Genomic DNA, 20,767 nt, shown 5'->3' on the forward strand with positions numbered 1-20,767 from the left:
TATAGAACTCTTAAAGAACCTTTAAATACATACAGCCCGATGAGTATATCAGCGGGCTGTTGGTTGGTCATTTCATACTATCTAAGGATAAATAGCGCCAAGAGGGGTGAGCTGTGTGGCTCCTGTTACCTCTGGCAGGTTACCGGGTAACTTGTGAAGAGTGCGATAAGCAAGCCATGCAAAGGCCATGGCTTCCATATTATCTATGTCTACACCGCGATCTGCCGTTGTCATTACCTGCCATTGGGGTAAGAGTTCTGCCAGGCGTTGCATGATTAGCGGATTATGCGCGCCTCCGCCACACACCAGTAATTCTCCCGGTGTTTCTTTCGTGACATCGTTACTGATACTAACTGCGGTAAATTCAGCTAATGTACGCTGAACATCTTCTGCTGACAGAGTGGATTGTTCCAGATGATTCTCAAGCCAGTGGAGATTGAAGAGCTCTCGCCCCGTACTCTTTGGCGGTTGTAGAGCAAAGTAGGGGTCACACATCAGGCTGTTAAGCAGATCGTTATTTACGTTACCGGTTAAAGCCCACTCGGCATTAGCATCAAAGCGTTTTCCGAGCTGTTTGGTGATCCAGGCGTCCATTAACATGTTGCCGGGGCCAGTATCAAAGCCTGTGACAGGTTTGGCAGGATCTAAAACGGTGATGTTAGCGATACCGCCAATATTCAAAATAACTCGGGTCAGATCCGGCTGACTGAAAAGTTGCTGGTGGAATGCAGGTACAAGAGGTGCACCCTGGCCACCGAATGCCATGTCTTTACGCCTGAAATCAGCCACGGTAGTAATACCAGTTTTTGCTGAAATAATATTGGCATCACCTAACTGCATGGTAAAGGGATGTTCGGTAGTCGGGGAGTGAAATACTGTCTGACCATGACTGCCAATTGCTTTGACAGATGAGGAGGCAATGTTAGCTTTTTCCAGCAGAGCCAGCACAGCATCTGAAAACAGATGACCCAGACGGTGATCTAGTTCGCCTATAGCCTGCAGGCTGGTTGGCTGGCCAAGACAGATATCCAGTAGGGATTGCTTAAGGTTTTTCCCCATCGGGAAGGCGTGTTCACAGAGTAAGTTAATGCGGTTATCGTCAATTTCGACCAGTACAGTATCGACACCGTCCATACTGGTTCCTGACATTATGCCTATGTAACGTTCTGCGCTCATCGTCTCTCCTCCGGCTAAAATCAATCAGCATAAGTAATTAACAAATAATTAATTATTCCGATTGGTATGAGTGATTCACTGTACATCTTAGCTAGATTTCCGGCAACGCAATTTCTGTGAATCCTTTGTTGCCTCCAAAAGAAAATGGCCGGCAATGAGCCAGCCATTTAACCAAACTGAATAAGAATCTGATTGGTATTATTTACGTATAGAGCCGATCACGCTTTGGTAAGCAGGAGTCCTTCCTTACCCGCGAGTGTCATTGAAAGTATGCCATCTTTTACTTGCCACTCATCTTCAGTCAGCAGGTCTTTCAGAATTGCTTGTTCCATACCTAGCTGCCAGAGAGGTACTTCGACAGGCTTGGCATTTTCACTGTTGTTGATTAGACAGACATAAGCTTCATCATCCAGCATTCGGGCAAATGCCAGTTGTTTATGTTCGGCCATCAGCCATTGCAGGCTCCCTTCTTGCAGACATTTCGCTTGTTTGCGAAGCTCAATAAGCTTTTGTACATAATCAAATGTCGGATGCTGAGCTTCGGCACGGTCCCATGGGAAACAGCGCCGGTTATCTGGATCCTGGCCGCCTTCCATACCCACTTCTGTGCCGTAGTAAATACATGGTGCTCCCACGTAAGCAAACAGCATCAGCAGTGCCAGCTGCATAGTTTCATCGTCGTTTTCCAGCATTGTCAGGAACCGCATGGTGTCATGGCTGTCCAGCTGATTAAGCTGGGCTAACTGGTTTTGCCACGGCATTTTACTGCGGGATTCATTCAGCCAGTTAACTAGCTCTTCAGCATCAATCTGGCAGTTGTGATAGGCAATATCCTTTTGTGCAAAAAAGGCGCGAAGAGGGTGGGCGAAACCATAGTAGTTCATGGCGCCGTCTTCCTGATCCCCCTGAAGCCAATTGCTGGCCTCGAAAAAGTGCTCGCCCAGGATGTAACAATCGTTATTGGCTGACTTGGCGGCTTCCCGGAATTGGCGCACATAATGTGGATTGTTTTTGGCTCCGGCACCTTCGCCCAGCATATGAATAACGTCAAATCGCCAGCCATCGATATTGTACGGAGGTCGCAGCCAGTGTTTGATAACCGCATCTTCACCGCTGTAAATATAATCACGGACTTCCGGGTTGGAGAAGTTGAGTTTTGGCAGGCTTGAAATACCATTCCAGCCGATATAGTCGTTACTGTTACCGTCAAACTGGTAGTGGTTACGGTATTTTGAATCCGGGTTGCCGTAAGCGCCGGGCTCATCAGGGTTACGTCCGTGTTTATCAAACCACGGATGATCCGTCGATGTATGATTGAATACGGCGTCTAAGGTGATTTTCATTCCACGAGCGTGCAGGTCGCTGACCATATCGGCAAACTGCTCATTGGTACCCAGGTGTGGATCGATTCGTAAATAATCAGTTGTATCGTATTTGTGGTTGCTTGGTGCTGAGAAGATTGGGTTCAGATACAGTGCAGTAATACCAAGATTTTGCAGGTAATCGAATTTACCCTGGATCCCTTTCAGGTCACCACCGAAGAATTCATTGGGGCCGTTTTCACCATGGCTGCTGACAGGGGCTCCCCACTCTTTAGCTATAGTCGGGCGATCATCGCCATTAAGGCTGTATTCATTATCCAGAACGCTAATTGATGGATCGCCGTTCGCGAAACGATCGGGGAAAATCTGGTAGAAAACCTGTTCTTTCACCCATGCTGGTGGCTGATCTTGCCGATTGTATTTGAAGTGTGCCTCTTTGCCAGGCACACGAGGTGAGATGCCATTGCCGTGCAGCCACCACTGACGACTGTTTTGCATCACTTTAAAGCAATAGTGTGTGACAGGTTTGTCGGCGTTAAGAGGTATTTCACCATGCCAGTACTGGAGACGCCCACGAGTTTCACCTCGCTCCATATCTACCAGTTTTTCTTCATTATCGGGTTCGCAACGAATGAAAATCGCTGATATTAATGTACTTGCCTCGCTGACTAATGTCAGCTTCATTGTGTCCCGGGTTGGGGTAGCCCAGAACAGATCTTGTCCGTGATATAAGTAAGGTGCTTTCATCATTTTTATTAATAGTTAGTTATCTTTCAGTGATATCAAGATACGTCTTCTGGCACAAAATAAAATCCTCCCTGGTGAAAAATTAGACGGAGTAGACACCCGGGCGTAGATCAGGCTGAACAGCGACTTGGGCGAGAGGTCATTTCCACTTTTCGTAAAGGCATTTTATCGATGAGTTCTGTAATGAAAATCCAGTTAGTAGTCTCTCCCCAGCGGTGTTTTTCCAGGCCATCTTTGCCGATCAAAATAGTGGTGTGATCGTTGCCTTTGATTTTGTATTTTTTCCTCAGATGCCGGATATCTTCTGGGCTAAACAGGTTAGCCGGTTTATTGAAGCCGTCTTTAGTGATTACCAGAGTTCTGATGTCCCGTTCTTGCAGCAGGCAATCATTCATCAGAGTTTGCATCATGAAAGCTTTTACGTGTTCATCTTTCTCAGGGGCAAAAAACACGATGCTGCGATGATTCCAGTGGATGGAGTTCATCGGGTAGGAGAAGGTTGTGGTGCTGAAAATAAGACTAAGAATTGAGTATAAACAACAACGTAATACTTTCATTGCTGTCCTCCTGAAATGAGTCCTTCATACCCGGTGGACGATAGCTTTGAGATAACTACATTTGTAAAAGAGAGCGCTTTGCAAATCCACAGGGTCTTATTGGTAAAAAACGGCGAACATAGCGATTAGGATCAATCTGCTTTTGTTTATATGTCGCCGTTGATACCAACTGAGTCTGTAAGAATCAGTATAGTCTATTGCGTATTTGCCAAATCAGGATGATTTTGTGCTGTAGTGAGAGCTGGTCTCAGTTAAGCGAGAATCAGTGTGCAGTGTACTGATATAGGTGCTCAGAGACATAGTCTATGAATGCCCGCAAACGGGCCGGCATGAATTTTGTCTGGGCAAATTGCAGCGCAATATCACCCTGATAGTTGCCTTTCAGAGTCCAGTCAGTAAGTACTTGCTTAACCTTGCCTTCCTTCAGAGCATTTTTAATGACGAAATCAGGAAAAATTCCAATCCCGAGACCATCCGTTACCCCTTTAAGGCGCATTTGGGAGTGGTTTACTGCGTAGCGTCCTTTCACTGGGATGCTGTGGAACTCATCATCTTTTACAAAATCCCAGATATGGTCTGTGGCTGTTTCACCAAGGTAAATACAGTCATGGTTAAGCAATTCAGTAGGGTGTTCAGGTATACCGCGACGTTCAAGGTAATCCGGGCTGGCGCAGAGGGAAAGACTGACTTTACCCATCTGTTTAAGCACCAGCCCTTCAGAAGGTTTTTCTGTTAGACGGAATACCACGTCAATGCCTTCTGAAATCAGGTCGATTTCACCGTCTCGCGCTTTTAGCTTCAGTTCGATATCAGGGTATTTGGTCAGAAAAGGAGTGACCATTGGTTGTAATATGATGCTAAGAAATGCTTTTGGCGCGGCAACTGTTAGCGTACCTGAAGGAGTGGTGTGCTCCGAGCTGGTGTACTCAACAGCTTGCTTGGCGGCTTCCAGTATGGTGCTGCACTGCTCGTAAATGCCTTTTCCTGACTCGGTTATTACCAGCTTACGGGTGGTTCGTTCGAGTAGTTTGGCAGATAGCTCGCGTTCGAGGTGGGAAATCTGTTTGCTCAGCGCAGAAGGAGTGACTCCGAGCTTTCTGGCTGCACCGGTGAAGCTTCCTTCATCAACCACAATCTTAAAAACAGCCAGTTCTGGCATAAGGGCAATCAGTTTATTTGTGTCCATTTGTGTCCGTAGCTCAAGAGTCCTTTTCCCGTTGGGGGGATAATAGTCTGATTACGCTTGAATTAGAATGGACTCAGAACAAAGATCCTGAAAAATGTACATTTTTTCAGGCAAATAACCTAACCTGACTATATGGAATTAACTTTGTGAATGTGACCTTAAGTTGCATGAACATAAGTTATGCTTGAGAGGAACATCATGTCAGCTGCATTCTACGACCAAATCAATCAGCAACTTGAACAAGTTAAAGCTGAAGGTTTATACAAATCCGAACGTGTCATCACTTCCGCACAAAAAGCATCTGTTGCTATTCAATCTGGTGAAGAAGTATTAAACTTCTGTGCCAATAACTACCTGGGCCTTGCTAACCACCCTGATCTGATTCAGGCGGCGAAAGACGGCATGGACAAACATGGCTTTGGTATGGCGTCTGTCCGCTTCATTTGTGGTACTCAGGACATCCACAAGGAACTTGAGCGTAAGCTGTCAAACTTCCTTGGTATGGAAGATACCATCCTGTACACATCTTGCTTTGACGCTAATGCCGGTTTGTTTGAAACCATTCTTGGCGCAGAAGATGCCATCATCTCTGACGCTTTGAACCACGCATCAATCATTGATGGTGTTCGTTTGTGTAAAGCGAAACGCTTCCGTTACTCAAACAACAACATGCAAGAGCTTGAAGAGCAGCTAATCGCTGCTAACGAAGCGGGTGTTCGTCACAAGCTGATTGTGACTGACGGTGTGTTCTCGATGGACGGTGTGGTAGCCAACCTACCTGCTATCTGTGACCTGGCTGAGAAGTACGACGCTCTGGTAATGGTGGATGATTCTCACGCTGTTGGTTTCATGGGCGCGCATGGTCGCGGTACACATGAGTACCACAATGTGATGGATCGCGTAGACATCATCACTGGTACGCTGGGTAAAGCGATGGGTGGTGCTTCAGGTGGTTATACTGCTGGTAAAAAAGAAGTGATTGACTGGTTGCGTCAGCGTTCACGTCCATACCTGTTCTCTAATTCAGTAGCCCCGGGCATTGTCTCTGCATCACTGCGTGTACTTGACCTGCTTGAAGCTAGTGATTCACTGCGTGATCAGCTATGGGACAATGCGACTCACTTCCGCAGCCGTATGACAGAAGCTGGCTTCACATTAGCTGGTGCTGATCATGCCATCATTCCAATTATGCTGGGTGATGCGAAGGTAGCCGCGGAATTTGCAGAGCGTTCGTTGGCGAAAGGTATCTACGTCATTGGCTTCTCTTTCCCTGTAGTGCCGAAAGGACAGGCCCGTATCCGTACTCAGATGTCAGCTGCACATACCCGCGAGCAGTTGGATAAGGCAATTGATGCCTTCATCGAAGTCGGTAAAGACATGGGCATCATTTAAGCGACAACGCTTGAATGAACATTCTTAAGACAGGGACGGGAAGAATGTACACCAATCAAAAGAGTTGTAGCTCGTTCCTGATATCTTCAATGCAATACAGTTGTTGAGATAAAAGCCATGAAAATTAAAGCTCTATCTAAACTAAAGCCTGAAGAAGGCATTTGGATGACAGAAGTGGATAAGCCAGAGCTGGGTCATAACGATCTGCTTATCCGAATCAAGAAAACGGCAATTTGCGGTACTGATGTTCACATCTATAACTGGGATGAGTGGTCTCAGAAAACCATTCCGGTTCCAATGGTTGTCGGCCACGAATACGTAGGTGAAGTGGTCGGCATCGGTCAGGAAGTCCGTGGCTTCAAGGTTGGTGACCGTGTTTCTGGTGAAGGTCATATCACTTGCGGTCACTGCCGTAACTGTCGCGGCGGTCGTACACATCTTTGCCGCAACACTATCGGTGTTGGTGTAAACCGTGAAGGTGCATTTGCAGAATATCTGGTTATTCCTGCTTTCAACGCATTCAAAATCCCTGAAGGCATTTCTGATGATTTGGCTTCAATTTTTGACCCGTTCGGTAACGCTGTACACACAGCATTGTCTTTCGACCTTGTTGGTGAAGACGTACTGATCACTGGTGCTGGCCCAATCGGTATCATGGCAGCAGCTGTTGCTAAGCACGTAGGTGCTCGTCACGTTGTTATCACTGATGTGAACGACTACCGTTTGGATCTTGCCCGTGAAATGGGCGTAACCCGTGCTGTGAACGTTGCTAACGAGAAGCTGGAAGATGTAATGGCTGAACTGGGCATGACAGAAGGCTTCGATGTGGGTCTTGAAATGTCCGGTAACCCATCTGCATTCAACAGCATGCTTACCAGTATGAACCACGGCGGTAAGATTGCATTGCTGGGTATTCCACCGTCAGATATGGGCATCGACTGGAATCAGGTTATCTTCAAAGGTTTGATCATTAAGGGCATCTACGGCCGTGAAATGTTCGAAACCTGGTACAAGATGGCAAGCCTGATCCAATCTGGTCTGAACCTGAACCCAATCATCACTCACCACTATAAGATTGATGATTTCCAGAAAGGCTTTGATGTAATGCGTTCTGGTATGTCAGGTAAGGTTATTTTGGACTGGGAATAATCCAACCTTCATAGGTAACTGAATGAAAAGCGAGCTTATCAGCTCGCTTTTTTTATGCTTTTGAATATTATCTACGAGATTTGTTAAATGAACACCTGGTGAGTGATGTGGCTCACGTAATCTGATATACTCACCGTCTATTTATAGAAAAGTTAAAGAAAAGTCGCCGATGCTGGCGACTTTTTTCATGCCTGACAGACTAATCACGATTGGAACAGTACATTGATTTCAACAGCTAACATTACAATGCAGTTCGGCGATAAGCCGCTGTTTGAGAATATTTCCGTTAAGTTTGGTGAAGGTAACCGTTACGGCCTAATTGGGGCGAACGGTTGCGGTAAGTCAACCTTCATGAAAATCCTGGGTGGCGAACTAGAGCAATCCGCGGGTACTGTTTCAAAAGATCCTAACGAGCGTATGGCTAAGTTGGGTCAGGATCAGTTTGCATTCGAAGAATACACAGTTGTTGATACTGTGATCATGGGTCACAAAGAGCTTTGGGAAGTCAAAGCAGAGCGTGACCGCATTTACTCTATGGCAGAAATGTCAGAAGAAGATGGTATGCGCGTTGCCGACCTGGAAGTTCAGTTCGCTGAAATGGACGGTTACTCTGCTGAAGCTCGTGCTGGTGAACTGCTGCTTGGTCTTGGTATTCCTGAGGAGCTGCACTTTGGCCTGATGAGTGCTGTTGCGCCTGGCCTGAAAGTTCGAGTGCTACTGGCTCAGGTTCTTTTTGCTGACCCAGATATCATGCTGCTTGACGAACCGACGAACAACCTGGATATTCATACCATCTCATGGCTGGAACGCGTTCTGCTTGAGCGTAACTGCACCATGATTATCATCTCGCACGACCGTCACTTCCTGAACAGTGTTTGTACGCACATGGCTGATCTGGATTACGGTGATCTGCGCCTGTTCCCTGGTAACTACGATGAGTACATGGTTGCAGCTACACAAGCTCGTGAGCGCCTTCTGGCTGACAACGCTAAGAAGAAAGCTCAGATTGCTGAACTGAATACTTTCGTTAGCCGTTTCTCTGCAAACGCATCGAAAGCGAAGCAGGCGACTTCTCGCCTGAAGCAGATCGACAAGATCCAGCTGGAAGAAGTGAAAGCATCAAGCCGTCAGAACCCGTTCATCCGTTTTGAGCAGGAAAAAGAGCTGTTCCGTAACGCGCTGGAAGTGGAAGGTCTGAAGCAGGGCTATGGTGACAATATCCTGATCAACGGTGTAAACCTGCTGGTGGAAGTGGGTGAACGTATCGCGATTATCGGTGAGAATGGTATCGGTAAGTCTACCTTCCTGAATACCCTGGCCGGTGCGATGGAACCGATGGACGGTATGATCAAGTGGTCTGAAAACAACAACATCGGTTTCTATGCTCAGGATCACAGTGATGATTTTGATACGGACATGAACCTGATGGAGTGGATGAGCCAGTGGAAGAACGAAGGTGAGGACGATCAGGTTGTCCGCGGTATTCTTGGACGTATGCTGTTCTCGCAGAATGACATCAAGAAGTCTGTACGCGTAATTTCTGGTGGTGAGCAGGGGCGTATGCTGTTTGGTAAGCTGATTATGCAAAAACCAAACATCCTGCTTATGGACGAACCGACTAACCACATGGATATGGAATCCATTGAGTCGCTGAACCTTGCTCTGGAAAACTACAAAGGCACACTGATGTTTGTTTCTCATGACCGTCAGTTTGTATCATCGATTGCAACGCGTATTATCGAAATTACCAAGGATGGCGTGGAAGATTTCCACGGCACTTACGATGAATACCTTGCGAAGAAAGGCCTTGAAGGTTAATTTTCGCCAATTGACTATGAGAAAGCCGCCTATGGGCGGCTTTCGTTTATCAGAGAGAGAATTATGAAAATTTGGGTTGATGCTGATGCTTGCCCGAATGTCATCAAAGACATTCTGTTTCGTGCCGCAGACCGAGTAGGAGTACCAGTTACTCTTGTTGCAAACCAGTTTATTCGTGTTCCGCCGTCACCTCATATTAAATCGGTGCAGGTTGAATCCGGCTTCGATGTTGCTGATAACTATATCGTTCAGATGGTTGAACCTCGAGATTTAGTGATTACTGCGGACATTCCATTGGCTGATGAGGTGATCACCAAAGAGGGGCATGCACTTAACCCAAGAGGGGAGATGTATACCAAAGATACCATTAAGCAGCGTTTGCAAATGCGTGACTTTATGGAAACGATGCGTAGCAGTGGTATTCAGACAGGAGGGCCTGCGCCGTTGAGCCAAGCCGATCGTCAGAACTTTGCCAACAAGCTGGACAGCTTTCTGGCGAAGAACTTTCGTAAGTAAGCGCAAGTTTTAACTACTCTGACTTTTCGTCTTTGTTGTTCGGCTCAGCTTCTTTGCTCTTTTTCTTCTTTTCTTTCTCTGCGGCTTCTTGCTCTAGTAGCCGCTTAGGCGTTGATTTCTCTTTCTTGGCCATTCGATAAGCCATCGCGTAATTGAAATCAGACTTTTTATCAGTGATTAGCTTTTCAAGTGCCTTACTGTCAACCGCCTTGAATTTCCCCATTTCTTTGGCTGTTTTTTCAGATTTTCCAATGACTTCATCGTCAGACAAGTCCACCATTATTGTTGCAGCTTCAGTCAGGGCGGTCGCATATTCATCAGGTACATTGAGATCATACTCTGAAATCTTCATATGCTTTCTTAATGCCAATGCCCAGTTAAGCTCAAAGAAGGGAATTGTTTTCTTGTCTTTGGTTTTCGGGTGGGAATAACTAATCCCCTCAAGCAGGAAAATCAGCGAAAGGTAGCGGTCATGTTTGAGCTGTTTTTGCCCTATATATTCGGGCAGGTCATCCGCCTTAATTTTCTGCCCCTTTGAATTACGTAACCAGACTTCACGATCATTATTCATCTCGGCCCAGAAATCTTCAGCCGAGCCTATCAGGTTATGTGTGACTTTTACCGTCACAGGCACACTGGTTCCCCCGTTTGGCATATCCCAGAAGGTTGAAAAAACATGGTGCCCTTGGGTCAGAAATAGCATTCCTTCTTCAGGGCCGACAACAACGGTATTTAGAGCGTCAGTGTGTGTGCCGGGTTTATTGCGGCACTGATAAGATTCCGGATCCGTCGGCTTTGAATCCTCACTCCACTTTTTTACCCCTTTTCCGCCATTGGCTATGCAAAGGTCGTTATACATCTGTTTAAGGTTTTCGCTATAACGGGCAAGGTTGGCATATTCACGGTCATAACTCAGTACGGCCTGGGTCGGTAACAACTGATCGAGCGTGACAGTAATAACATCACCGCTTTTCAAGTCTGCATAAGTTGTTTTGGCTGCAGATGCATAGGGGGTAAAAAAGCAAAACGTAAAACCGGAGACGGCAAAAAAGATGTCACGCAGACTTAGCATAAATCAGACCCTGTTGCGTCAAAGACGCTTCAAAGTCTAGCAAAGCACTGAGAGGGAGAGTGTAAAAGAAGTAATAACTAACCTGATCTATAGCGATACTGGCGAGGTCTCTGAGAATACAGACCAGGTTAGAGGAATTAGTTGGTAGTTTTGATATTAAATGCCAAGTTCGTCAAGCAGATCCAAGTCAACATCTACAGTGTCATTTTGTGTCTTCTTAGACTGAGCCTTCTTCGCACTCTCAATGATTTCATCAGGATCTACTTCGTCCATCTGCTCAAATTCTTCAAGCTGAATAAACTCAGTTTTATCCATTGCCAGTTCAAGGTAGAAGATGTTGTTGTTTTCTGTTGTGAAGCTCACACGGCGCGCCTGAGGACGATCCAGGTTAGTATCAACAGAAAGCAGAACCTGCTTGTTTAGCGCCAGCATTTTAGGTTGGTTCTGAGTAATGGAAATACGAAGCTCGCGACGGATCTTACCGGTAAAGTCACCAACTACCTGGTTCATCAGTTCACCCAGAACATCAGCCACTTCATCCGCAGTGTGATGAATCGCAAGGTCATCCTTAGACATGCCCATTTTTAGCATGTAGTTCTGGTACAGTTCCAGTGCAGCCTGTTGGGAGAAGTTGGTAACAACCAGGCCGGTAAAACCGCCGTCAAAAAGAACAAAGCAGCCAATATCTGGCTTCAGGCTGGTTTTATTGATTTTCTGAACCATAGCAGAGTAACCAACTTGGCTATCCGTTGCTGTGGTTAATACGTTACCGATTGACTGACAAAGCTTTAGCAGAATGTCGTCAGTAGTGATGGTTTTCGTTTTCTTCATTGAATGCTCGGGTGTCTGTATTGCAATTAACGCAGTGTGTCATTAAATAAGCGAAAATGCCATTAAATGCACAATCATTCAGAAAGCTAATTGATGTGGCTCACTGTTTATGAATAGCTATTAAAGTTAATAGCGTCCTGAAAACTGATTTACTAAAATCTGACATTTTTATGCAGGCAATAAAGTCAGAAATTCGTCACTAAACAGGCTCGATTTTTAGCTGAAGCGTTGCTCCAGATAGCGGATGATATCGTCAGATTCATACATCCATTCAATGTCACCATTCTTATTTTCTATGCGTAGACATGGCACTTTCCGCTTGCCGCCGCCATTGATCAGCTCTTGTTCCCACTGCGATTGTTTTGCATCCCTTGTTTTCAGCGGAAGATTAAGACGCTTTGCAGCTCGGCGAACTTTGACACAGAAGGGGCAGGCATCAAATTGGTAAAGCTGAAGTTGACGCATGGCTTCGTCTATCTTTTTTTGCTCTTCATCGTTACGTGTCAGTGACTTTGGTGAAAATACACAGTTGAGCAGCAGAATAACTCGCCCGAGAACCCATCGAATAACTTTCATTGAAGACTTGTCCCTATCGTTATTATTTAGATATGAGATTGTATTACAGCTGCTGAAAATTAATAACCACAAAGTAAAAGAGGAGAAGGGCAAACCAGTTCACTTATTCAATAAATATCATAATCATTGGGTATAAATTTAGGCGGGCTTTATTATTATAAAGCCGCGATAAATTCACCTAAGGAATACAAGGAGGAAATACAGAGCATATTGGTATGTGATGATTCGCCAATTGTGCATCGGGCTGTATCCGGAGTTTTATCCGGGCAGGAAGGCGTCATGCTTTTTTTTGCGGAGAATGGCGAAGAAGCGCTAGCGTGCCTGCAACACCATGATATTGATCTTATGTTTCTTGATTTAATCATGCCCGTTATGGATGGCTTTGAAGTCCTTAAGTTTTTGCTTGTGACAAAGCATGAAATGAGGGTTGTTGTTTTATCGGCTGATGTACAAAAGCAGGTTATGGACAACATTGATGCAGGTGTTGTGATTATCGATAAGAATTATACCGTTTATGCTTGGAATGTATTTATGGGGGCATACAGTGGTATCGGCTCGGATCAGGTTCTTCGGAAGAACTTATTTGAGGTTGTAGAAGATCTGCCAGTTGAATAGCTTAAGAACAAAATAGCGTCGACAATTAAGCTCAGAATGCGTTCTTTCAGATGCTGGGAGGACAGACCTAGAATTTTTAATTTTTCAAATTTCAGTTCGGTTACCGGTGGCTCATCGTTTATGTACCAGAATATGATGCTGACACTATTGAAGTCCCTTGATGGTAAGATCTCCCATATCTGCCTGACAATAACGGATGTAGCGGACATAGCACGAAATAAAACCCATCTGCGTGAACCTAATGCGCAGCTAACTCACCTGAGTATGACTGATCGTCTAACACAGTTATACAACCGTGGACAATGGGAAGTTTGTCTTGCCGAGGAATTTGAGAGTTGGCAGTAAACCGGTTTACCGTCGACTCTGATCATGTTGGATATCGATCATTTTAAAAAAGTGAATGATACCTTCGGGCATATCATTGGTGATGCTGTCATTCGCACTGTGTCGAGTTTACTGCGAGGAAGCAAACGTCAGAGTGATATAGCAGGGAGGTATGGCGGAGAAGAGCTTGGGGTGATTTTACCGGGCACAACGGCTGAGCATGGGCTTTACTTTACAGAAAGGTTACGCAACAGGGTAGAAGAAGCCACGGTTTCTGTGGATGTCAGGAATATCAGGGTCACAATTAGCTTTGGTGTTTGTGAGTGGGCTCCATGGATGAAAAACTACGAACAGTGGTTGTCACTCTCTGATTCTGCGTTGTACAGCTCCAAAAAAATGGTCGTAATCAAACCACCATTTATTTGCGTGAGGAATGTAGGAATGAGAATTCGTTTTTGAAAACTGTCAATATTTAACAGCAACTTGCATGTGACAGTTTTTTTATCATTTTGATCAAGAGCAAGAACATCGGTTTAGAGTATTGTAATTCCGCTCATTCTTCTTAGAATTGAAACAAACTATTACTAACCCAAAGAATTTTTATGGTTGTTGAGTCTGAAGGCTATCATGCGTTGATAGAATATTTCACTGAGCATCTGTCTCTGTTTGAGAATGCGAGTACAGATGGCGGGAGTGAAACAGTGGAAGATGTTGTTACTGATATGATAGCAACCAATCTGATGGCTGTTTTTACACAGAACCCTGATCTGGATGCGGATTTTCGCTTTAAGTTGATGCAGGAAGCTGATGCTGTGGTTGAAGACCTCTCCGAGGTTCTTGCCGGAGCATGGCATCGTTGCCCGACAAATGAGCAGATTGCGTTCCTTGAAGATTATATTGGGCTGGTTAAGAACTTGTTTGACAGTGCAATTAGTGGTCAGAGCGTTTGATCGCCTGACGACAGATTGATTCGAGTATGATTAAAGGCAGCCTACAGGCTGCTTTTTTGATGCGTAGCATAAGGCCATATAACCTGTCGAATGATAATGCTCAGGCCTTGAGAGAGCTTGTCAGGTTCGCGAGAATAGTGGTTTTTTGTAACCGATATAAAAACACCCCGCTACAAAGCGGGGTGTTTGTTTTTCATAGCTAGAGTTTTAGTGAGTCAGCTGTGTTATTTGCTGATCGCAATAGGGTCTGTACCTTCCGGATGCCATGCACCGTCCAGTTCGTCCAGCTCTGGGAATTTAGAACGGTCAAACTCAGGCGTTTTACCGGCTTTAAGCTGAGTTTCATAGTCCTTGATAACTTTGATTGCCAGTTTAGACAGCATTACAAGAGCGATGATGTTAACCAAAGCCATCAGACCCATTGATGCGTCTGCAAGGTTCCATACAACAGGCAGAGAAGCTACAGAGCCAAACATAACCATTGCCAGAACAATCAGACGGAAAACAAACAGGCCTTTCTTGGTGTTGCCGTTCAGGAACATGATGTTCGTTTCAGCGTAAGTGTAGTTTGCGATAATGGAGGAGAAGCAGAACAACAGGATAGCCGCAGCCATGAAGTAAGTTGTCCAGCCACCCAGTTCACTAGTCAGAGCCTGCTGTAACAGTCCAATACCGGAAGCCGCGTCAGGCTGATCCATTACGCCTGAAAGCATAATCATTGCGGCTGATGCTGTACAGATAACCAAAGTATCAGCAAAAACGCCCAGCATTTGAACAAAGCCCTGTGAAGCAGGGTGGTTAGGGTTTGGCGTTGCACTTGCTGCTACGTTAGCGGCAGAACCCATACCGGCTTCGTTCGAGAACAGACCACGAGCAATACCACTTTGCATCGCCTGCGAGATTGTGTAAGCAACACCACCGGCAGCAGCTTCCTGCCAGCCGAAAGCACTCTTAACAATCAGAGCGATTGCTGCAGGCAGCTCAGAAATGTTCATTACTACGATCACAAGAGCAATTGCCAGGTAGCCAACAGCCATTACAGGGACGATACGCGCAGAAGCTGATGCTACCTTACGCAGGCCACCCATGATGAAGAATGCTGAAGTGGCTACAATCAGCACACCCATGAAGGTTTCATCAATACCGAAAGAGTGGTTCAGTGCGTCAGTAATGGTATTTGCTTGAACAGCATTGAATACCAGGCCGAATGCAATGATCAGGCACACAGAGAATAGTGTACCCATCCAGCGCATACCTAGGCCTTTTTCCATATAGTAAGCTGGTCCACCACGGTACTGGCCATCAACATCTTTGGTTTTATAGATCTGAGCCAGCGTAGATTCAATGAAAGCAGTCGACATACCGAAGACAGCAATAACCCACATCCAGAAGATAGCACCAGGGCCACCAACACTTAGTGCAACCGCAACACCGGCCATGTTACCTGTGCCGACACGGGCTGCCATAGAGGTACAGAATACCTGATAAGAACTGATACCGTTGTCTACATCTGTACCACTTTTAAGTACAGTGACAGCGTGTTTGAATTGGCGGATTTGAATGAAGCCGAGACGTAAAGTGAAGTAAACACCTACTGCAACGAGCAGGTAAACAAGCAGTTGGCCCCAAAGCAAACCATTAACGGCGCCGATGGCAGACATAAGTCCGTCATTCAGCGATGTTAGCCAAGTTTCGTTTGATACACTCATACAATTTTCCTGTAAATGAAGCTCAGCCAGTTCACTCTTAATTAAGAGAACCTGACTGAGAGAACCGGAACGTCCGTTTATGTGACAGTTCGTAAGATGATTCTTGTATTGTTATTTTTGAAAGAATGAATGAACCGCTATCAGATACTGGTTGCATTCACATTTGTGAAACATAGAATCAGATGCTTCGTCTATCTAAGGCGTTGAAAGTTAGCACGAAATCTCAATAACCCAGCGTGATCAAGATCACATTAATGCTATGGAATTTTTGCAATAAATGTAATGGGTATTTTGCCCTGTAAAATTTTACCTTTTATATCAGTATTTTAATGTGTCGCCTGCTGTTGGGTTTATTTAATGTTGAGAACACTGTTCATTTAATAAAAATCAGTGATTTAACCTGGTTTTCACGTAAATTAACAAAAATTAAACTAGTGAATTGGTGTTTTTTATTCACATGGAATTATCATGTGATTGTTATTTGAACACTTTATCGCTTAGTGAGAACCAGAAGTGGTGATGATTTACTACATTAGCAATATGTATTGCGAATGGTCACTGGCAACGAAATAAAGTTATTCACAATATTCTCGCCATTCTAGATTGTGGAATGGTGGCGGAGCTTTTAGGAACATTATTATAAAATGCTTCAATCAGCTTACAGAGCTAAAATAAACTAATGCCTGTACATATATGCCCACAAATACAGATTTAAACATTTCTTCTGACACGAAAAAATCATCAGATTGCCTACAACTAGCGTTGGTAAGAAACAGCATAATTAAAAACGTCTGTATCTTATTTGACTTAATACTGGCTCAACTAATCTCATGTGTTATGAAACAGAATGTTAGAACCTGTGTGAACATTATAGGTGTTAAATGTGAGGAGGGATTTGGCACTATCGAATACATATATGAATGTGCCGTATTTTGTTTCATTTATATCAAACGCTGAAGAAGTGGAGCGGGGCATGTCAGTGATAGATGCTAAAAATAAAGGCCTTATGGTCGGACATACTGGATTCGAACCAGCGACCCCTACTCCCCCAGAGTAGTGCGCTACCAGGCTGCGCTAATGTCCGCCATAAGGCCTTTTATAACTAAGTTGTTGACAGGAAAAGGTTAACAGCAATATTAAACTCACGCAAAAACAAAGTTTTAACTGCGTGGCATGAATCACAAAAGGCCTCTGACGTTATTAATTATTATCGCAGAGAGTGTTCAAAGAGTGGCATGCATCTTAGTAGATGGCTGTACTACTTGGAGACAAAGGGAGAGGAAATGAGTATTTTATTGATCATAAAATTAATCAAATCTGATTTATTGTGTGAATTATATGCCCGATTTAATTATTCACCGGATAGCAAAAATAGTTTCTATTAGTGGTGAAGCTAATGGTTGTGCCAGGGATCGCCGATTTCACAGGTAAGGGAATGTAAGTGATAGTGATACATTAAAGCTTTGGTGGTTAATTTAACAAATTAGTAAAGCTTTGCACTTTCGGCATATTGAGATCGATGTCTTGAAATTCATAGTGGCATGACTAAAAAGTGTGAATTTTTGCCATGTTGACTGTTGCCAATCTGTTTCATTTGAACCAAAATGTTTACAACAAGTCTGAATAGTGTCTTAACAAACACAATTTTGCTTGTGTAATTGATGAAATTCACTAAATATGAGTTCACAAGATAGTCGTCTAGAGGTATTATCGGCGCGTTAGGCAGTCTGGTGGCGTAGTAGTCACAATATTCCATTATAATTAGAGTGTGAGCAGAAATCATTTCAGTCTAATGTTAATTGACAGACCGTCATCAGCTTCGAGTTCTTATTGAGGCTGTCTTTATTTCTAAGCTGAACGTAACGCTTCAAATGCGTGGCTCTTGCTTCAAGGCCATTTAATAAAAATCATTAACCTTGTATTGCTTTGGCAATCACACGCCGGTTTATGATTCAAGAGGTATATTTCATGGATACTTTTGCTGCGGCAGAAAAAGCTCTGACTGCAATGTTGAAAAATGTTGATGCAACTACTGGTACGATTAAAGAAGAACGTGCTGATTATCGTAAAATGCTAATTGATTTCGCTGATGAAGTCCCAGGCCGACAAAAGGCTGTTATCAAGCGTATTCCACTACAGAAAATCAATGATTTGATTGCTGTTCTTTATGAATTTAAAGATGAAGCACGCCAGGTTCGTATGACTGAAATTCTGGCTATGATGGAAAAAGATGGTGTTCACCCAGAAGACCTAGTTGATAACGAAGAGTAATGACATAACTAATATAGTTGTTATTACGCCTGATGCATAAATTTCATGTTATGCCAGGTAGGAGCTGTGTTTCTTTTAGGCACTGACTTCTAAGCTTCATTCGAGAGAACTTCTTTTTCTATATGTTGCTCTAACGGCAATAGGACTTATATTTCTTTTATACTTGAGCTGACGCAACGTAAATAGACCATATAGCATTCATAACAGAACATCATCAAAGGTTCTGAGGTTGTATGTACCTGATGTATATTTCTTTGAAGATCGCTTACAGGTAGCAAGGCTTTAATCCTGGATGTGTGCTGTTTTCATCACTTTTTGGTTATAAACGATCACTGAGTTTAATAGCTACAGTGAGCTTTGGTATGTTGATAGAGGTATAATCCTTCAATATTTCCCTTCCGATTTGGTAACCCTTTGATTAGCCAATCTCTATGAAATTTCAGCATAAGGCGCTGATCATGATCAGCCCTTATTAATTCTGCTTCTCTTTGTTACTATCCCTTTAGCGTGATAGCCAGATGATTTCGTTCTGAAGACATTAGTTTGGTATCAGATATATTAAGAATAGAGAAACAACTTGTGGAATTATTGATAAAAGCCGATCGGCTCGGTAAGACGCATCGACGTGATGAAGTGTTGTCGAGTGTCAGTTTTGAGTTAAGTACAGGACAGGTACTGGGTTTGCTGGGACATAATGGCGCTGGTAAATCGACTTTAATAAAGTCTATTCTTGGCGCACAGCGTTTTGATGGTGAGTTATCTGTATTTGGTTTTCATCCTGATAAAGATCGCGTAAAGGTCATGAGAGATCTGGCTTGTATTTCTGATGTCGCAGTTTTGCCGGGTTGGATGAAGGTTGAGCAGTTAATTAAATACATGTCAGGCGTTCACCCTTCATTTGATCGACAAAAAGCGTATCGATTGCTTGAAGAAACAGATATCCGTCCCGGGAAATGTGTTCATCAGCTGTCAAAAGGGATGAAGATGCAGCTACACCTAGCGTTGGTGATGGCTACTGATGTACGAGTGTTGATCCTTGATGAGCCAACACTCGGGCTAGATTTAATGTATCGCGAGAAGTTTTACCAGGGTTTAATGTCTTGGTTCAGAAAAGGAGAGCGAGCTCTTATCATTGCAAGTCATGAGGTTGCTGAAATTGAACATATGCTTACCGATATTCTGGTATTAAAAAAGGGAAAAACGGTATTACAAGGCAGCATTGCGGAATTAAAAAATCGCTTTTCAACTTTATGTACTACATCAGATAACTTGAATGAAGCTATGGCGTTGAAACCTGTGTATCACAGAGCGCAAAATAAAGATCATATTCTATTGTTCGAAGATGTAATTGAAGAACAACTCCACCCTTTAGGGCAGGTTGTCCACACAGGATTGTCAGATATTTTTATTGCAAAGCAGTTGGAGGTTGGAGAATGAATACTTTGCTGACATTGCTTAAAAAAGAGCTGGCAGAGCATCGTATAGTGCTTCGGTTGCCGTTGATTATTGCATTATTTGCAGTCTTTAATTTTGTGCTGGTGGTTAGCAGTAACAATTTCAGCTTTTCTTTTCATTCGTCCGGATTAGGTGATTTTGGTATTGATTCTGTCTCAACGGTATTTGCCGGGATGATAGGAAAGCTCAATGAGATGATCTCAGGATTAATCTTTCTTGTTCTTTTTATGGTGTATGTGCCGAAGACATTACGTAAGGAGCGCCAGGAAGGTAGCCTGATGTTCTGGCGTTCTATGCCGGTTTCAGATTACATGGCGATTGGAGCTAAATTGATTTTTGCTCTGGTAGTTATTCCTTTGATTACGTCGTTATTACTATTAGTTTCTGATGTTATTGTCTGGGTGTTGACGCATTGGCTGTTGACAGAACAGGTGAGTGCGAGTTTTTCAATTACTCTACCGGCTATGGCGTGGCACTGGAGCAGTTTTGTCGGGCGTCTCGCTGTTATCAGCCTTTCTTTGTTACCGATTGCCTGTGTGTTACTTGTGCTGTCTCAGTTGACAAATCATCCACTAATCACTGCGATAGTTGCGGTACTGGCTGTTAAGCTGACTACTTATATCGTTTTTGCCAGCTCGGTAATCGGAGATTTTATTACTGGTGTTTACTCGTTGCCGTTAATGATTCTGAAAAGTGATTCACCGTTGGTTGCGTATCTAAGTTTAGGCGGGCTTGCTCAGGCTGGGCTTATCTTTATGAGTGGCGGTATGTTTTATATGTGTTGCAGACTAAGAGCTGCCGGTGATTTTCTTCATGAGTAACCTGTAAAAACGGAGAGCATTTGCTCTCCGTTTTGTTATTTGTGAGTGCTGTATTGAATTAAGCAGCAACGACAGTTTTAAGGTATTCAACTTCGTTTTTGTACTTTCGTACGTTACGAGAGAGAGTACCTTTTGGTACCTCAAAACGCTTCTCAGCTTCATAGCTGGATAAGCCCTCAAAGACCACTGCCTCAACAGCAACGCGCTGTTTTTCGGATTTGAAAATACGCTGAGCGATTATCTGATATTGGGAACGGTTCATGCTAATACTCACTAAACA

Annotated in this window: 20 protein-coding genes and 1 tRNA gene; 11 read left to right on the forward strand and 10 right to left on the reverse strand. The window is 44.0% G+C overall.

Translation table 11 applies throughout. From position 1 onward, the window contains the following. Positions 1–81: 81 nt before the first annotated feature. The 4 genes from C942_RS00655 to C942_RS00670 form a co-directional block, all read right to left on the reverse strand. Entirely contained in the window at positions 82–1,176 is a 1,095-nt protein-coding gene (locus C942_RS00655) for an anhydro-N-acetylmuramic acid kinase (RefSeq protein ID WP_036798170.1), read from the reverse strand. Positions 1,177–1,394: 218 nt separating this feature from the next. Beyond that, positions 1,395–3,245 (reverse strand): maltodextrin glucosidase, encoded by a 1,851-nt coding sequence (gene malZ / locus C942_RS00660; RefSeq protein WP_036798276.1) that lies wholly within the window; start codon positions 3,243–3,245, stop codon positions 1,395–1,397. Between the two features lie 110 nt (positions 3,246–3,355). Beyond that, the gene (locus C942_RS00665) at positions 3,356–3,802 is read right to left on the reverse strand and encodes a DUF4174 domain-containing protein (RefSeq protein WP_036798172.1); all 447 of its coding nucleotides are present in this window, start codon (positions 3,800–3,802) and stop codon (positions 3,356–3,358) included. Between the two features lie 262 nt (positions 3,803–4,064). Then, positions 4,065–4,988 (reverse strand): LysR family transcriptional regulator, encoded by a 924-nt coding sequence (locus C942_RS00670; RefSeq protein WP_007461308.1) that lies wholly within the window; start codon positions 4,986–4,988, stop codon positions 4,065–4,067. Positions 4,989–5,186: 198 nt separating this feature from the next. On the opposite strand from C942_RS00670, the gene C942_RS00675 reads away from it, so the two are divergent. The 4 genes from C942_RS00675 (at position 5,187) to C942_RS00690 (ending at position 9,863) form a co-directional block, all read left to right on the forward strand. After that, complete coding sequence (locus C942_RS00675; protein ID WP_007461310.1) at positions 5,187–6,380, forward strand: glycine C-acetyltransferase; 1,194 nt, start codon at positions 5,187–5,189, stop codon at positions 6,378–6,380. Positions 6,381–6,497: 117 nt separating this feature from the next. Continuing rightward, positions 6,498–7,529, forward strand: a complete 1,032-nt coding sequence (gene tdh / locus C942_RS00680; RefSeq protein ID WP_007461312.1) for an L-threonine 3-dehydrogenase — start codon at positions 6,498–6,500, stop codon at positions 7,527–7,529. A 222-nt stretch (positions 7,530–7,751) separates the two neighbouring features. Next, on the forward strand, positions 7,752–9,347 hold the full coding sequence (locus tag C942_RS00685; RefSeq protein ID WP_007461314.1) for an ABC-F family ATPase: 1,596 nt from the start codon (positions 7,752–7,754) through the stop codon (positions 9,345–9,347). Positions 9,348–9,410: 63 nt separating this feature from the next. After that, positions 9,411–9,863 (forward strand): YaiI/YqxD family protein, encoded by a 453-nt coding sequence (locus C942_RS00690; protein ID WP_007461316.1) that lies wholly within the window; start codon positions 9,411–9,413, stop codon positions 9,861–9,863. A gap of 13 nt (positions 9,864–9,876) precedes the next feature. Here C942_RS00690 and C942_RS00695 read toward each other — a convergent pair whose 3' ends face one another. The 3 genes from C942_RS00695 to C942_RS00705 form a co-directional block, all read right to left on the reverse strand. Further along, positions 9,877–10,935, reverse strand: a complete 1,059-nt coding sequence (locus tag C942_RS00695; protein ID WP_007461317.1) for a ParB/Srx family N-terminal domain-containing protein — start codon at positions 10,933–10,935, stop codon at positions 9,877–9,879. A gap of 156 nt (positions 10,936–11,091) precedes the next feature. After that, positions 11,092–11,766, reverse strand: coding sequence for a DUF3334 family protein (locus C942_RS00700; protein ID WP_007461320.1), 675 nt, complete (start codon positions 11,764–11,766; stop codon positions 11,092–11,094). Between the two features lie 216 nt (positions 11,767–11,982). After that, positions 11,983–12,342: a glutathione S-transferase N-terminal domain-containing protein gene (locus C942_RS00705; protein ID WP_007461322.1), complete on the reverse strand. Its 360-nt coding sequence runs from the start codon at positions 12,340–12,342 to the stop codon at positions 11,983–11,985. A gap of 234 nt (positions 12,343–12,576) precedes the next feature. Between C942_RS00705 and C942_RS25690 the strand changes: the two genes are divergently transcribed. The 4 genes from C942_RS25690 to C942_RS00715 all read left to right on the forward strand — a co-directional run bounded on the left by C942_RS25690 (position 12,577) and on the right by C942_RS00715 (position 14,231). Continuing rightward, positions 12,577–12,957: a response regulator gene (locus tag C942_RS25690; protein WP_332308675.1), complete on the forward strand. Its 381-nt coding sequence runs from the start codon at positions 12,577–12,579 to the stop codon at positions 12,955–12,957. A 120-nt stretch (positions 12,958–13,077) separates the two neighbouring features. After that, the gene (locus C942_RS25695) at positions 13,078–13,302 is read left to right on the forward strand and encodes a hypothetical protein (protein WP_332308672.1); all 225 of its coding nucleotides are present in this window, start codon (positions 13,078–13,080) and stop codon (positions 13,300–13,302) included. A gap of 24 nt (positions 13,303–13,326) precedes the next feature. Beyond that, positions 13,327–13,740 (forward strand): GGDEF domain-containing protein, encoded by a 414-nt coding sequence (locus C942_RS25700; protein WP_332308673.1) that lies wholly within the window; start codon positions 13,327–13,329, stop codon positions 13,738–13,740. Positions 13,741–13,883: 143 nt separating this feature from the next. Next, positions 13,884–14,231 (forward strand): DUF3802 family protein, encoded by a 348-nt coding sequence (locus tag C942_RS00715; RefSeq protein WP_007461324.1) that lies wholly within the window; start codon positions 13,884–13,886, stop codon positions 14,229–14,231. 224 nt (positions 14,232–14,455) lie between these two features. Here C942_RS00715 and C942_RS00720 read toward each other — a convergent pair whose 3' ends face one another. After that, the gene (locus C942_RS00720) at positions 14,456–15,940 is read right to left on the reverse strand and encodes an alanine/glycine:cation symporter family protein (protein WP_007461326.1); all 1,485 of its coding nucleotides are present in this window, start codon (positions 15,938–15,940) and stop codon (positions 14,456–14,458) included. 1,007 nt (positions 15,941–16,947) lie between these two features. Beyond that, positions 16,948–17,024 (reverse strand) — tRNA-Pro (locus C942_RS00725). An 884-nt stretch (positions 17,025–17,908) separates the two neighbouring features. Here C942_RS00725 and C942_RS00730 point away from each other — a divergent pair. The 3 genes from C942_RS00730 (at position 17,909) to C942_RS00740 (ending at position 20,487) form a co-directional block, all read left to right on the forward strand. Then, the gene (locus tag C942_RS00730; RefSeq protein ID WP_007461328.1) at positions 17,909–18,211 is read left to right on the forward strand and encodes a hypothetical protein; all 303 of its coding nucleotides are present in this window, start codon (positions 17,909–17,911) and stop codon (positions 18,209–18,211) included. A 579-nt stretch (positions 18,212–18,790) separates the two neighbouring features. Next, positions 18,791–19,648 carry an ABC transporter ATP-binding protein gene (locus C942_RS00735; protein WP_007461330.1) on the forward strand — a complete coding sequence of 286 codons (858 nt, stop codon included), beginning with the start codon at positions 18,791–18,793 and terminating at the stop codon, positions 19,646–19,648. After that, a complete protein-coding gene (locus tag C942_RS00740) occupies positions 19,645–20,487 on the forward strand; it encodes a hypothetical protein (protein WP_007461332.1) in 843 nt (280 codons plus the stop codon). Before C942_RS00735 ends, C942_RS00740 begins: the two co-directional genes overlap by 4 nt. Positions 20,488–20,545: 58 nt before the next feature. Here the strand turns inward: C942_RS00740 and C942_RS00745 are convergent, their stop codons facing one another. Then, positions 20,546–20,749 (reverse strand): helix-turn-helix domain-containing protein, encoded by a 204-nt coding sequence (locus C942_RS00745; protein WP_007461334.1) that lies wholly within the window; start codon positions 20,747–20,749, stop codon positions 20,546–20,548. Between the last annotated feature and the right edge of the window lie 18 nt (positions 20,750–20,767).

This window comes from Photobacterium marinum (assembly GCF_000331515.1).
Taxonomy (GTDB): domain Bacteria; phylum Pseudomonadota; class Gammaproteobacteria; order Enterobacterales; family Vibrionaceae; genus Photobacterium; species Photobacterium marinum.